Origin of the sequence: Blautia sp. MB18-30, from assembly GCF_023669475.1 — a bacterium.
Taxonomy (GTDB): Bacteria; Bacillota; Clostridia; order Lachnospirales; family Lachnospiraceae; genus Blautia_A; species Blautia_A fusiformis.
The window spans coordinates 20,155-34,122 of sequence record NZ_JAMOYY010000029.1 but is presented as its reverse complement, the minus strand read 5'-3'; the positions used below and the strand labels follow the sequence as shown (position 1 = coordinate 34,122).

13 protein-coding genes and 1 pseudogene are annotated in these 13,968 nt (G+C 37.3%); all 14 read left to right on the top strand.

Features of this window, described 5'->3' with window-relative positions; genetic code table 11:
- Window positions 1-395 precede the first annotated feature (395 nt).
- Window positions 396-1,122, top strand: a pseudogene (locus NCY57_RS17080) (DUF6017 domain-containing protein); the annotation flags it as partial.
- Between the two features lie 9 nt (window positions 1,123-1,131).
- The gene (locus NCY57_RS12700) at window positions 1,132-1,395 is read left to right on the top strand and encodes a hypothetical protein (protein WP_173739549.1); all 264 of its coding nucleotides are present in this window, start codon (window positions 1,132-1,134) and stop codon (window positions 1,393-1,395) included.
- 7 nt (window positions 1,396-1,402) lie between these two features.
- Window positions 1,403-1,807 (top strand): hypothetical protein, encoded by a 405-nt coding sequence (locus tag NCY57_RS12695; RefSeq protein WP_021650147.1) that lies wholly within the window; start codon window positions 1,403-1,405, stop codon window positions 1,805-1,807.
- 134 nt (window positions 1,808-1,941) lie between these two features.
- Window positions 1,942-2,919, top strand: a complete 978-nt coding sequence (gene bsh, locus NCY57_RS12690) for a choloylglycine hydrolase (RefSeq protein ID WP_015526515.1) — start codon at window positions 1,942-1,944, stop codon at window positions 2,917-2,919.
- Between the two features lie 38 nt (window positions 2,920-2,957).
- Window positions 2,958-3,638: a GTP pyrophosphokinase gene (locus tag NCY57_RS12685; protein ID WP_005360232.1), complete on the top strand. Its 681-nt coding sequence runs from the start codon at window positions 2,958-2,960 to the stop codon at window positions 3,636-3,638.
- Between the two features lie 35 nt (window positions 3,639-3,673).
- Complete coding sequence (gene cls / locus NCY57_RS12680) at window positions 3,674-5,233, top strand: cardiolipin synthase (RefSeq protein WP_148445674.1); 1,560 nt, start codon at window positions 3,674-3,676, stop codon at window positions 5,231-5,233.
- 290 nt (window positions 5,234-5,523) lie between these two features.
- Window positions 5,524-6,957 carry a phospholipase D family protein gene (locus NCY57_RS12675; RefSeq protein WP_106492192.1) on the top strand — a complete coding sequence of 478 codons (1,434 nt, stop codon included), beginning with the start codon at window positions 5,524-5,526 and terminating at the stop codon, window positions 6,955-6,957.
- Complete coding sequence (locus NCY57_RS12670) at window positions 6,936-7,646, top strand: response regulator transcription factor (RefSeq protein ID WP_059086533.1); 711 nt, start codon at window positions 6,936-6,938, stop codon at window positions 7,644-7,646. Before NCY57_RS12675 ends, NCY57_RS12670 begins: the two co-directional genes overlap by 22 nt.
- Window positions 7,646-8,689 (top strand): HAMP domain-containing sensor histidine kinase, encoded by a 1,044-nt coding sequence (locus tag NCY57_RS12665; protein ID WP_021650143.1) that lies wholly within the window; start codon window positions 7,646-7,648, stop codon window positions 8,687-8,689. The genes NCY57_RS12670 and NCY57_RS12665 overlap by 1 nt, the downstream gene beginning before the upstream one ends.
- A gap of 33 nt (window positions 8,690-8,722) precedes the next feature.
- The gene (locus tag NCY57_RS12660) at window positions 8,723-9,787 is read left to right on the top strand and encodes an FUSC family protein (protein WP_021650142.1); all 1,065 of its coding nucleotides are present in this window, start codon (window positions 8,723-8,725) and stop codon (window positions 9,785-9,787) included.
- Window positions 9,777-10,349, top strand: coding sequence for a CDP-alcohol phosphatidyltransferase family protein (locus NCY57_RS12655; RefSeq protein ID WP_021650141.1), 573 nt, complete (start codon window positions 9,777-9,779; stop codon window positions 10,347-10,349). Before NCY57_RS12660 ends, NCY57_RS12655 begins: the two co-directional genes overlap by 11 nt.
- 221 nt (window positions 10,350-10,570) lie before the next feature.
- Entirely contained in the window at window positions 10,571-10,981 is a 411-nt protein-coding gene (gene tnpA, locus NCY57_RS12650) for an IS200/IS605 family transposase (RefSeq protein ID WP_180211310.1), read from the top strand.
- Window positions 10,982-10,998: 17 nt separating this feature from the next.
- Window positions 10,999-12,255, top strand: a complete 1,257-nt coding sequence (locus tag NCY57_RS12645) for an RNA-guided endonuclease InsQ/TnpB family protein (protein ID WP_015526510.1) — start codon at window positions 10,999-11,001, stop codon at window positions 12,253-12,255.
- Between the two features lie 650 nt (window positions 12,256-12,905).
- Window positions 12,906-13,931, top strand: coding sequence for a molybdopterin-binding protein (locus NCY57_RS12640; protein WP_021650138.1), 1,026 nt, complete (start codon window positions 12,906-12,908; stop codon window positions 13,929-13,931).
- Window positions 13,932-13,968: the final 37 nt, after the last annotated feature.

The following is a 13,968-nucleotide window of genomic DNA, read 5'->3' as shown; positions in this document are numbered from 1 at the left end:
ATTTCCCTTGTGATTATCTCATAAGGGCAAAAATAAGGGAAACTACATATCATTTCACTAATGGACAGGCAGGAAAGCCTATAAAATGGGGAAAGTTAGAGGAATAATTATATAAATTCCAGTTTGTTGAATTAAAAATGAAATAAAGTTTCAGTAATCATAGAGTGTATGGATTCAATTCCATATGCTCTTTTTCTTTTACTTAATTTCAAGAAAATGCAGAAATCTAATGTTACGAGCTTCTTACGAGTGGCATTAAAAAAACTCGCAAGAAAACTCGTAAGAAAAAAAGTAAAAAAATTTGCTTTTGACCACTGTAAAACAGGCTCTGAGCGTTTCGTTATATGAAGGGATAATTTTTCTTTCATAATTCAAAGAAAAGAGGACAAAGAAATGTCAGAGAACTGGATGACGAAACAGGAATTGGTCTGATTGAGAAACGCAGACAGGGATTTGGAAAGGTGAACGTTATCTACGTGAAAACCTTTATGCCTGAGAAAACAGATAAGAAAAAATTTGAAGAGGAATTAAAGAAGTTTAGAAAACAAACTTCTGTGGAAAATGAGGAATCTACAGAAGTTTACATTTCAAACTTCGTGAAGTCCCAAAATCAAACTTCTAGAAATCCCGAAAACAAACTTCAAGAAGTTTACATTTCAAACCCTAATAATACTAATCTATACTGAAATGAATGATAATAAATCTAATCAAATCGTATCTGCAGATGAGAATCGATCCGATGGCGATAATTCCACTGAGGAATATCAGGCTTATGAAAAACTGGTCAAAGAGACTGTTGATTATGAATCACTGGAAGTAACCCATCATGACGATATGCGACAGGTAGATGAAATCGTGAACCTGATTGTAGAGACTGTGATGTGTAAAAATGACAAGATCTTGATTGCCAGCAACTGGTATCCGGCATCACTGGTGAAGAAAAAATTTCTGATGCTGACCTACTCACATATCGAGTATGTCTTACACTGTATGAGTGGTAACACCACAAAGGTGAAGAACATCAAGAAATATTTATTAGCAGCCCTGTTTAATGCACCGTCAACGATGAACGGGTATTATCAGGCAGAGGTGAACCATGATATGCCAGGACTGGTAAGATAGGAGGTGCACATGTTTATTTTAAAACTTGCTGGAAAGATATTATTACTGCCGGTATGGCTGATCCTTTTTGTGATCGGCCTGGCAGTGAAGATGACAGTACAGACTTATGCGGTTGTAAGGGGAATCCTTGGTTTTATATTCACTTTGTTGATTATAGCAACTGCATACTGTTACCATGACTGGGTACAGGTTGTATTCCTGTTTGCAGGAGTGTTCGTAGATATTGTACTGGACATGACAAGAGAACGTATTATTGATTTTATTATATCGTGAGGAGGATATGAAAATGAGCGAAAACAATGATTATATTCAGTTACCACCACTTAAAAAAGACACACCGTCCGATGTGGTAGCATTTATGTGGGAGTACATGAAAGTACCGGAGAATTCAAGAGAAAAAGTTAAGAATCTGCTTAAAGATGCAAATGAAAATGGCGTAAAATTAAGTCATCAGGCACCAACACTGTATGATGTTGTCCCAAAAGAAGAAATTGCTGAATTTGAAGAGCTTATGCGCAAAACCATAGCTGACATTGTATCAGAAGCCAGTAGCGTTGCCTGTTGGGTGTATGTGCAGAAATATGTGAAGCACAAAACCCTAAACGAAATGCTGCAAGAATTGCCAGACGTAGGTCAATTCATCCTAGCTATGGATACCTGGTTTGAAAAACTGATGGAGAAATAATCTAGGAAAATAGTTTAAAGTCTACATGTTATGATCATGTATGAAGTTGGAACAGAATAAAAGATTGTGCTATACTATTGTTCAAGAAAAAAACTCATTGACATATTTCAATCTATTTAGGAGGATAAATGATCATGTGTACAGCAGCAACTTATAAAACAAAAGATTTTTACTTTGGACGAACCCTCGATTATGAATTCTCTTATGGTGATCAGATAGTAATTACACCACGTAATTATGCGTTTAATTTTCGCCATGTTGACGATATGAAAAATCATTATGCAATTATTGGAATGGCTCATGTTGCAGAGGATTATCCTTTGTATTATGATGCTATGAATGAAAAAGGAGTGGCAATGGCAGGACTGAATTTTGTCGGAAATGCTGTTTATTCCGCGATTAAGCCAGATGTGGAAAATATTGCACAGTTTGAATTTATTCCGTGGATTTTAAGTCAGTGTTCTTCTTTAGTTGAAGTTCGCGAGCTTCTTGAACGAATTAATATTGTTAATACTCCTTTCAGCGAGCAATTACCATTAGCACAATTACACTGGATCATTTCTGATGAGAATGAGTCAATTACGGTAGAATCTATGTCGGATGGTTTGCATATTTATGACAATCCAGTAGGAGTGCTTACGAATAATCCGCCATTTCCACAGCAGATGTTTCAACTAAATAATTATATGTATTTATCTCCTAAACAGCCCAGAAATACTTTCTGCGAAAATTTGGCTCTTGATGCATATAGTAGAGGTATGGGAGGATTAGGTCTTCCGGGAGATCTCTCATCTTCCTCACGCTTTGTACGTGTAGCTTTTACAAAGGTAAATGCAATTTCAGGTGAATCAGAGGAAGAAAGCGTTAGCCAATTCTTCCACATTCTCGGATCTGTGGATCAGCAACGAGGATGTTGCGAAGTAGCGGATGGAAAATATGAAATCACATTGTATACGTCGTGTTGTAATGTTACAAAAGGTATTTATTATTACAATACTTATGAAAACCATCAGATCAGTGCAGTAGATATGCATGTAGAAAATCTGGATAGTGATAAAATGATTTGTTATCCAGTAATTCAAGGAGAACGAATCAACTATCAAAATAAATAATGTTTTGAAATCAGGGATGAGGTAGAAAGGAAAGTTCCATGACAAAAGATGAAGTAAAAAAACTCAGGATGAACAGTCCGGAATCACTACAGTTTTTAAATAATGCTACAAAATTTTATAATTTAATGATGATGTATCGTTGTGCTATTCGGGAGATACAAACTAAACTTGAGGTTTTGGATGATGAATTTTCAGTTGAGAACAATCGAAATCCTATTTCTTTTATAAAAACAAGAATTAAGCAGCCCAATAGTATTTACGATAAATTGCAGAAGATGGGATATGAATTTACAACAGAAAATATACAGACATATCTCAATGATGTAGCAGGCGTTCGAATAGTTTGTGCGTTTATTGACGATATTTATATGATATCAGATTTGATTACCCAACAGGATGATATTAAAGTTATTGAAATAAAAGATTATATAAAAAATCCAAAATCGAATGGTTATCGAAGCTATCATATGATTGTTGAAATACCAGTATTTTTTGCTAAGGGTAAAACACCTATGCGTGTAGAATTACAGATTCGAACCAATGGTATGGATTTCTGGGCAACATTGGAACATCAACTTCGCTATAAAAAAGGAATTGAAGAAATGCCTGGCTATGATGAGATAAGTGAAGAATTACTTCATTCTGCAAGAGCTATCATTGAAGCAGATAATGAAATGCAGAGAATAAAAGACAAAATTGGTATGTTCCACGAAATTTAGGGAGAAAACTGAGCAAGTAGGAAGGTGGAATATATATGAAACAAGATACTTTAGAGGGCAAAGCAAAAACAAAAAATGGGGTAAAACGGCTGTGTTTTTCCATAATCTGCATTCTTCTGGAAGTGATTTTTATTATTACTATCGTAACACGCTTGAATGAATATGCAGAAATCATAAATTTATTTACAAGGATTTTGAGTGGGATCTTGGTTTTGGGATTGTACGCATCAAATAAGACATCCTCTATGAAAATGCCTTGGGTCATCTTAATTCTAATTTTCCCAATTATGGGTGTAGGCCTGTATTTGTTGATTGGTTTGAATGGTGGCACACATAAAATGCGTGAGCGATATGCAGAAATTGATAGCAAATTGTTACCAATGCTTCCGGACAGTCAGGAGTGTTTGAGCAAAATAAAAGAAACAATTCCGAAAGCAGGAAATATAGCAAGTTACATACAAAGAAATTCGCAGTATCCAATCTATCAGAATACGGATATTGTGTATTTTGATGAAGCAGTGAAAGGATTAGAGGCACAGCTTAAGGATTTGGAGAAAGCACAGAAGTTTATCTTTATGGAATATCATGCGATAGAAGACGCTGAAGCATGGCATAAGATTCAAGATGTTCTGGAAGAGCGAGTAAAAGCAGGTGTGGAAGTTAGAGTATTCTACGATGATATGGGTTCTATAGGCTTTATTAACACAGATTTTGTGAAAAAGATGGAGGCAATAGGAATTCATTGCCGTGTATTCAATCCGTTTATGCCAGGTTTAAATCTGTTTTTGAACAATCGTGATCATAGAAAAATAACAGTTATTGATGGAAAAGTCGGATTTACAGGTGGATATAATCTAGCAAACGAATATTTTAATTACACACACCCGTATGGACAGTGGAAAGATACAGGTATTCGTTTAGAAGGAGATGCTGTTCAGTCGCTTACGGTGACATTTTTGGAAATGTGGAATGCAGTAAGTGATAAGGATGCTAATGATTCTGATCTTAGTAAATACCTTTTCCACTATGATTATGCGGCACAGCAAACTGGGTTTGTTCAACCTTATGCAGACAGCCCTATGGATAATGAGCAAGTAGGAGAAGAAGTTTATATCAGTATGATAAATAAAGCTGAAAAATATTGTTGGTTTATGACTCCATATCTAATCATAACAGATGAAATGACGCATGCGTTATGTCTGGCTGCTAAGCGAGGGGTAGACGTAAGAATTATCACACCTGGTATCCCTGATAAAAAATTCATTTATAATATAACTCGTTCTTTTTATCATGGATTAGTTAAACATGGTGTTCGTGTTTATGAGTGGACTCCTGGTTTCTGTCATGCAAAAATGAGTGTGGCAGATGACTGTATGGCAACTTGTGGAACAATTAATCTGGATTATCGAAGTTTATATCACCATTTTGAAAACGGCTGTTTTATGGCAGATTGTCAGGCAGTTGTGGAAATAAAAAATGATCTGATAAGAACGATGGGAGAATGTCGTGATGTGACAGACCAATATCAAACCGGACGAAGTGCATATTTGCGACTGGGACAATTATTTATGAGATTATTTGCTGGATTGCTATAAGAATCTGATGAAACGACCTTTCAAAAAACAGTTGATTTAGAAGTTAACTGTTTTTGAAAGGCCGTTTTTGCTATATCTAACAGTCTGTTGTACAAAGAAGATTTTGCATGGATAGTGATTAATACAACGGAGTAAGAAAAGCTCCTTCATATATTAGAATAAAAATATGACTGTTTCTTTAAAAAGAAGCCGGTCATATTTTTTTATGAAAAATAAATTTTGTTGAGGTTAAATTGAGATTGACTTTGTATTGTATAAGTATGAAATAAAAAGGAATCAGGTGATGTACAATGAAAAAGCATAAAATATGTAAAATCCTTCTTGTTATACTGGCAATTTTTTTATGTGTGGCTTTTTATGAATTGCTCGGAATCTGCGTTGCATATAAAAAGCAGCCGGAAGTGTCCAATACAACCAAAAAAGAAACAAAAAATGGGTCATGGAACGAATGCAGTGAAAATACAGAACGGGCAGTAATCATAGAAAAGAATCCAGAAGCACTTTTACAAAGAGTGCGTTTGATCAAGAATGCAAAAAAGGAAATTATTCTTTCTACTTTTGCATTTCAATCCGATGAAAGTGGAAAATTGATTTTAGGAGCACTGCATGATGCGGCAGACAGAGGTGTACATATTCGTCTGTTAGTAGATGGAATGGAGAGCTGGATTGATATGGAAGGAAATCCGTATTTCTATGGATTATCTTCCCATGAGAATGTTGAAATTAAACTGTATAATAAGGCCAATCCGTTGAAACCGTGGAAAATGATGGGTAGAATGCATGATAAATATTTGATTGCAGATGGAAAGAGATATATTCTTGGGGGAAGAAATACATACAATTATTTCCTGGGTGATTTTCCGGGACATAAGAACTATGACAGAGACGTGTTAGTGGTTTGCGATGAACCTGAGAAAGAAAATTCAGTTAACCAGTTGTCAGAGTATTTTGAAACCATATGGAATCAGGAAGACAGTGGTTATTTTCATAACAATAAAAAACTGGCAAATAGAAAATCTGTAAAGAACGCAGTTTTAGAGCTGCAGAACAGCTATCAGAAATATTTTGAAGAGAATAAGGAAAGAATCTGCGAGACCAATTATACGGACGAAACTTTTGAGACAGAAAAGATTACATTAGTGTCAAATCCTATTCACACAGGTTCCAAAGAACCAGTAGTGTGGTATCAGTTGGGAGAATTGATGAAAAATGCAAAAAATCGTGTGAAGATCCACACGCCATATATTATCTGTAATGATATGATGTATAATACATGGGAGGAGATTGCAGAGAACGTTTCAGATTTTTCTATCATGACAAATTCAGTTGCGAATAATGGGAATCCATTTGGGGCTGCCGATTATGCGAAAAACAGAAATAGAATCTTAAGTACAGGAATTAATATCTGGGAATATGAAGGCGGTTATTCATACCACGGAAAAAGTATTCTGATTGACGATGATCTGTCTGTAATCGGTTCCTTTAATATGGACATGAGAAGTGCATATCTGGATACGGAACTGATGCTTGTAATTCGCAGTAAAGATATTAATAAACAGTTGGAAGAGGGCATGATGGAATATGAAAAAGTGTCCCGCCAGATATTAGAAGGCGGAACTTATAATGATCCATATCATGTAGAGCCAATCGAATTAACAAAGAAACGTCAGAGAAAAATATTTTTGGTACAGCATCTGCTTGGATGGGCAAGGTATCTGTTTTAATAAGGAGGAAGGAAAACGTGTTTCAAATATTGATTGTAGAAGATGATAAAGAATTAAGCCAGCTATTCCAAAAAGTGCTTGAGAAGAATGGATATCAAGTCAAAAGTGCATCGGATGGAGCACAGGCATTAGAAGTATTGGATAAGGAATATATTGATCTGATCATTTCTGATATTATGATGCCGGTTATGGATGGCTATGAACTGGTGTCAGAACTTCGTTCAGCAGGATATCAGATACCAGTGCTTATGATCACTGCGAAAGGTTCCTTTGATGATATGCGCCAGGGATTTCTTTCGGGAAGTGACGATTATATGGTAAAACCGGTAAATGTGAATGAAATGGTTTTAAGAGTCGTAGCACTGCTTCGCCGTGCACAGATACTGAATGAACACAAAATTGTGATCGGTTCAACAGAGTTTGATTATGATGCAATGACGGTTACAACTGATAAGGAAAGTTTTGTTTTGCCTAAAAAAGAATTCCTGCTTTTATATAAGCTTGCAGCTTCGCCAGGCAGAACATTTACAAAACAACAGTTGATGGATGAAGTATGGGGATACGAGACGGAGGCAGACCCACATACGATAGAGGTACATATAGGAAGAATCAGAGAGCGTTTTAAAGATAACCCTGATTTTGAAATCGTAACAATGCGTGGAATTGGATACAAGGTGGTGAAAAAATAATGGAACAAAAGAAAGAAAAAGGATTGCGGATCCGATCCTGTCTGACTGGTGCAATCTGGCTGGCACTTGTATTTTCAACAGTCATATCTGCGTTATTATTTGCTTTTTTGAATCATTTTTTTAATCTGCCTGGCAGCATACCTGTGCTTGGCTGGCTTTTGATTTTCAATACATTGATTGCAGGGCTGATTACTTCCTTTATCAATGCAAGGTTGCTGGAACCAATTACCAGACTCAGTAAAGCAATGAAGGAAGTTTCGCAGGGAGATTTTGAACAGCACTTGGAAACGAACAGCCGTATCGCAGAAGTTGGAGAATCTTACCAGAGTTTTAATGTGATGACAAAAGAGCTTCGTGCAACAGAAGTACTGCAGATGGATTTTGTCTCCAATGTTTCTCATGAGTTTAAGACCCCGATCAATGCCATTGAAGGGTATACAATGCTTCTTCAGGGAGAAGAATTGTCTCAGGAGCAAGAGGAATATGTAGAAAAAATCCTGTTTAATACCCAAAGGCTTTCCGGATTGGTTGGAAATATTTTGCTGTTATCCAAGTTAGAGAATCAGAATATACCAATGAAAAAAACAGAATATCGTCTGGATGAACAGATCCGCCAGGCATTTCTTTCATTGGAAACAAAATGGACAGAAAAAGAAATTGGTTTTCAGGTAGAATTGGAGGAAGTTAAATATACTGGGAATGAAGGACTTTTTATGCATATCTGGATAAATCTTTTGGATAATGCGATTAAGTTCAGCCCTTCAAAGGGGACAATTACGATGTTTCTGAAACAAGAACAGGATTCTGTTAAGTTCATTCTGGAAGATGAAGGACCCGGAATAGAGGATGATGTAAAATCCAGAATATTTGACAAGTTCTATCAGGTAGATGGATCTCATAAAGCAGAAGGAAATGGCCTAGGTCTTGCACTTGTAAAACGGATTGTAGATAGTGCCGGAGGAACAATCAAAGCAGAAAACCGTGAATATGGTGGATGCAGATTTGTTATAGAGCTGCCAAAGCAGAAAGATGAGATTATATAGTTTTAAGATAAATTAGAAGATGGGAGGATTTATATGACATTTTATCAGGAGTTGCAGTTAAATCAGGCAGGTTCTAAAAACCTGTTGAAAAAGAGTGAAACACTAAAAGAAAAATTATATCATATGTGGGTATATCTAGTGAAGATAGCTGTTACAATGGCATTTTGTTTTTTCTTTGTTAGTATTTTCAGCATCCTATTTGGAAATGAGAACAGCATTGTAGGTGTAGTAGTCTTATTATGTCTCATGGTGTTTAGAAATGCGGATCTGGGGATCCACACCGGACAATCTACGATGCTTTTGGCTTTGTTCTTTGTAATTATGACTGTATGTCCGCATTTAGCAAACCAGCTTTCACCGGTATTGGGAATGCTGTTAAATATTGCGGCACTGGCTGTGTTGATTCTGTTCGGATGCCATAATCCATTTATGTTTAATCAATCTACATTGGTTCTTGGGTATCTGCTGCTATATGGTTATGATGTTACGGGAAAAAGCTATCAGATGCGATTAGTCGGAATGGCTTTAGGTGCAGCACTTACCTGCTTCGTATTTTATCGAAATCATAAAAACAGAACTTATAAAAGAAATCTGAAAGATCTGATACAAGAATTTGATATCACTTCTTCCAGAACAAAATGGCAGATATGTCAGATTTTATGCGTACCGATTGTCCTTTGCATTGCAGAACTTTGTAATATGCCACGTGCAATGTGGGCTGGTATTGCGGCCATGTCCGCGATTTTGCCGTTTATGGAAGATATGCACTACAGAGTCCGTAAAAGGATTGTCGGAAATATTGCAGGTGTTATATGTTTTACAGTATTATATTTTCTGCTTCCTTCGTCAATCTATGCATATATAGGAATTCTTGGTGGAATCGGTGTAGGATTTTCAGCACAATATGGCTGGCAGGCAGTATTTAACACATTTGGTGCTTTAGCCATTGCTGCAGAGACTTATGGACTACAAGGAGCGGTTAGTCTTAGAGTGATTCAAAATGTTTTTGGTGTTGTGTTTGCTTTAGCATTTTGTGTTATATTTTATTGGTTTATGTCTAAAAAAAAGGAAAGTGAGATGACCGTACATGCAGAGTGAAGTGAATCAGGAAGAAAATTTGAATAGAATTATTACGGTTCCTAATCTTCTTTCTTTTTTTCGGCTTTGTCTGATTCCGGTAATTATATGGAGTTATTGTGTAAAGAAAAATCCTCTGTTAGCTGGTGAAATCTTATTGCTGTCTGGTCTTACGGATCTTGCTGATGGATATATCGCAAGAAGATTCCATAGGATTAGTAATTTAGGAAAAATACTTGATCCGGTGGCTGATAAGCTGACACAGGCAGCGATGTTAATCTGTCTGTTTACTCGTTTTCCGCATGTGCTTCTTTTAATCGTAATAATGGCAGGTAAGGAGCTGTATATGGTAGTCAGTGGATGTCTTGTGATACGAAAGACAGGAAAAGTACATGGTGCAGACTGGCATGGAAAGATAGTAACCTTTTTATTATATGGAACTGCAGCGGTGCATATTATATGGTTCCACATTACACCGATGGTATCAGATCTGTTGATTGGTTTGTGCGCTATAGTGATGGTCATATCGGTCGCTCTGTATATTATCCAGAATACCAGGACTCTTAAGGGAGAGACTGTATAAGCAATTTTATATTGCAATGACTAGAAAAATATTTAGGAAGATAAGCGGGAATCCTCGGTAATTCAATTGCCGAGATGAAAGCGTAAACTGTGCATATCTGCACATTATAAGTAAAATATATTTATTTTTTTACTAAAAAATGCTGTATCCAGCTTTATTAAAAAAGAAAATATGTTCGGCATTTTATTGTGATATTCTTAATACTATGCTATACTATATGTATGAAGGAGAATCTTATACATTACCGCACTTGTGTGTGCAATATTAATTACCATATGGTATGGTCAGTGAAATACTGGCGGAAGATATTGAATGCGGAGATTGAAGCATATCTTCAGGAGCTGGTGCAGGAGATCGCAGCGGATAAAGGTTTTACCGTCCATTTGTTTGAATGCGGGGAAGGAGACCATGTGCACTGTTTTGTGTCTGCTCCTCCCAAATTATCCATAACTGCGATCGTGAAATATCTGAAAGGGATCACCGGCAGGAAATTATTCGAACGTTTTCCGGAAATAAGAGAACAGCTTTGGAAAGGAGAGCTGTGGAACCATTCCTATTATGTGGAAACGGTCGGGTCTGTGTCGGAAGAAAACATCCGCAGATATATTGAGCATCAGAGTAAAGTTTATTGAGATCATAGAGGTGGGAAATGCTGCTGTCAAAGAAAACATCCATAAAGGTCAGTCAGGAATATGCAAACGTCATCGGACATATGTGTTATGCGGCATCCAAGCTCTGGAATGTCTGTAATTACGAACGTCAGCATTACAAAGAAATGGGAATGGAGAAATACCCGGACTGGTATTATCAGAAAAAATCCCATAGAGAGGATCTGTGGTATAAACAGCTTCCATCTCAGACAGCCCAGGAAGTCTGCAAGCTGCTGGATAAAGCATGGAAATCTTTTTACGCCTTGAAAAGATCCGGAGGGATTGAGAATCCCAGACCACCGCGGTTTAAACAGGAAAGTATCCCCATTACCTATATGCAGATGGGAATTGTACATGAATGGGACACAGAAAAAGTCCGTCTGTCCCTTCCAAAAGCATTAAAAAGATATATGGAAGAAACGTATCAGATCCATGAGAACTTTCTTTATCTTGAAAATAAGATTTTCAGGGGCATGGATCAGATCAAACAGTTGCGGATCTACCCACCGGAAAAAGGTGAATGTAAAGTTATTGTTGTTTATGAGATTTCAGAGAGGGAAGAACTTTCGCAGAATGGACACTATCTGTCAGTTGATCTGGGACTTCATAATCTTATGACATGCTATGATTCCGGGAATGGGAATACATTTATCCTGGGCAGAAGATATCTTGCATTGGAAAGATATTTTCATAAAGAGATTGCAAGGGTGCAGGCACAATGGTATGGACAGCAGTCTGTGAAGGAAATAAAACATCCAGTCACATCAAAACATATTCGCAGATTATATCAGAAAAAGCAGAACTCGGTAACGGATTATCTGCACAAGATCACAAGATACTTTGCAAAATACTGCCGTGAACAGGGAATTACCTGTGTTGTGGCAGGGGATATCCGGAATATCCGGAAAGGAAAAGACCTGGGACACAGAACAAACCAGAAGTTCCACAATCTGCCGTATAACAGGCTCTATAGCATGATGGAATATAAGCTTAAGATGTACGGGATCCGTTTTGTAAGACAGGAAGAAAGCTATACCAGCCAGTGCAGTCCGCTGTCACCAGAGGTGGAAAAAAGATATGCACAGCCATGCAACCGAAAACAAAGGGGACTGTACAGGGACAGAAACCGGAAGTATAACGCAGATGCTGTAGGTGCATATAACATCCTGAGAAAATATCTCTCCGTATCCGGAGAGAAAAAGGAACTGTCCGTAACCGGACTAAAAACGCCAGAAATAATAAAAGTAGCTGTATAGCTCTAAAGAGCAAACAGTAGTGGTGTCATGGACGCACCCTGAAAAGGCGGTATCCCGCCTTAATTCAGATGCTCTGGTAACTCAGTTGCCGAGTAGTTCACATAGAAAATAAATCATTATAAAAAGATCCTGTTCATACTATGATATATGCGATGATTATGGAGATAACAATTATGACTGCCAGTATGGAAAGCCAGAAATAATCTATAATTCTTTGATTGCAAGGTATTTTGTTGTATTGCGTGTCTTGGTCAGGTTCACCTCCTCTCTATTTCGTCGAGTTTTTTAAGAAATCAATCTCCATTTGTTGCTGCTGTGTTTGAGCTTTTAGTAGTCGGTTTTCAGCTTTCAACTTCTCAATATCTGATAATTGAGAAATCGCTTTGTTCTTACCTCGTCGATCATATAATCCTTCGATTCCTTTATCTTTATATTTTCTAACCTATGCATAAACTTGTCCGTAGGAGCAACCATATTTATTCGCTGTAGAAGAATAATTACATCCCGTGTTCAAGGCTTTGCGGTATTTTTTCGGATTTCAATGTGTCAAACTCCCGTGTTTATGAAAGTTGTGTTTTTCTTGGCAATATGTTACAATTACTCCATATAAATTTATAACTTTTCTAGACAGAAAGTAAAAGGGGAACGTCATGAAGTGTATTAAAACAACGGACGCGGTAGGACATGTACTGTGCCATGATATTACCAGAATTGTGAAGGATGTGGTAAAAGATACAGCCTTTCGTAAAGGACATATTGTACAGGAAGAAGATATTCCGGTTTTGCTATCTCTGGGAAAAGACCATCTTTATGTGTGGGAGAAGGATGAAAATACTTTGCATGAAAATGAAGCAGCGCAGATTCTGTGTGATGTGTGCATCAATGAGAATATGCATCCAACGGATGTAAAAGAAGGAAAAATTGAGTTGATTGCAGATTGTGACGGAGTATTTCAGGTGGATGTGCCGAGGCTGGATGCTATTAATGAGATCGATGAGATTATGATTGCCACCCGTCATACAAATTTCCCGGTAAAAAAAGGTGACCGTCTTTTAGGAACCCGTGTGATTCCGCTGGTGATTGCAAAAGAAAAAATGGATTTGGTGAAGAAAACAGCAGGAGAAAAACCGCTGGTATCGCTGGCACCTTATAAGAAACGGAAGGTAGGAATTGTAACCACCGGAAATGAAGTATTTTATGGAAGAATTAAGGATACTTTCACACCGGTAATCATCGAAAAAATGAAATCTTACGGTGCTGAAATTCACGGACATATTCTGTGCAATGATGATATGGAAAAAATCACTGCCGCTATTATGAAATTAAAAGAAGAAGGGGCAGATCTGATTGTCTGTACCGGTGGTATGAGCGTGGATCCAGATGATAAGACACCGGGCGCGATCAAAAATACAGGAGCGAGAATCGTATCTTATGGTGCTCCGGTACTTCCGGGAGCGATGTTCCTGTTATCCTATCTGGAAGATGGCACACCGGTAATGGGACTGCCGGGATGTGTGATGTATGCAAAAGCCACCGTATTTGATCTTGTTCTGCCACGTATTATCGCAGGTATAGAAGTGACAAAAAAAGATCTGGCACATATGGGAAATGGCGGATTCTGTCTTGGCTGCAAAGAATGTCATTATCCGAACTGCAGCTTTGGAAAGGGCGTATAAGAGCAGGACAGGAGGAATAAGCATGGAAAAGCTTACG

What these genes read in the sequence shown, in the direction of transcription:
- NCY57_RS12700 (WP_173739549.1), top strand. Translation starts at nt 1,132, where the DNA reads ATGTTTATTTTAAAACTTGCTGGAAAGATATTATTACTGCCGGTATGG.
- tnpA (WP_180211310.1), top strand. Translation starts at nt 10,571, where the DNA reads ATGAAGGAGAATCTTATACATTACCGCACTTGTGTGTGCAATATTAAT.
- cls (WP_148445674.1), top strand. Translation starts at nt 3,674, where the DNA reads ATGAAACAAGATACTTTAGAGGGCAAAGCAAAAACAAAAAATGGGGTA.
- NCY57_RS12695 (WP_021650147.1), top strand. Translation starts at nt 1,403, where the DNA reads ATGAAAATGAGCGAAAACAATGATTATATTCAGTTACCACCACTTAAA.
- NCY57_RS12665 (WP_021650143.1), top strand. Translation starts at nt 7,646, where the DNA reads ATGGAACAAAAGAAAGAAAAAGGATTGCGGATCCGATCCTGTCTGACT.
- NCY57_RS12675 (WP_106492192.1), top strand. Translation starts at nt 5,524, where the DNA reads ATGAAAAAGCATAAAATATGTAAAATCCTTCTTGTTATACTGGCAATT.
- NCY57_RS12645 (WP_015526510.1), top strand. Translation starts at nt 10,999, where the DNA reads ATGCTGCTGTCAAAGAAAACATCCATAAAGGTCAGTCAGGAATATGCA.
- NCY57_RS12655 (WP_021650141.1), top strand. Translation starts at nt 9,777, where the DNA reads ATGCAGAGTGAAGTGAATCAGGAAGAAAATTTGAATAGAATTATTACG.
- NCY57_RS12640 (WP_021650138.1), top strand. Translation starts at nt 12,906, where the DNA reads ATGAAGTGTATTAAAACAACGGACGCGGTAGGACATGTACTGTGCCAT.
- bsh (WP_015526515.1), top strand. Translation starts at nt 1,942, where the DNA reads ATGTGTACAGCAGCAACTTATAAAACAAAAGATTTTTACTTTGGACGA.
- NCY57_RS12685 (WP_005360232.1), top strand. Translation starts at nt 2,958, where the DNA reads ATGACAAAAGATGAAGTAAAAAAACTCAGGATGAACAGTCCGGAATCA.
- NCY57_RS12670 (WP_059086533.1), top strand. Translation starts at nt 6,936, where the DNA reads ATGGGCAAGGTATCTGTTTTAATAAGGAGGAAGGAAAACGTGTTTCAA.
- NCY57_RS12660 (WP_021650142.1), top strand. Translation starts at nt 8,723, where the DNA reads ATGACATTTTATCAGGAGTTGCAGTTAAATCAGGCAGGTTCTAAAAAC.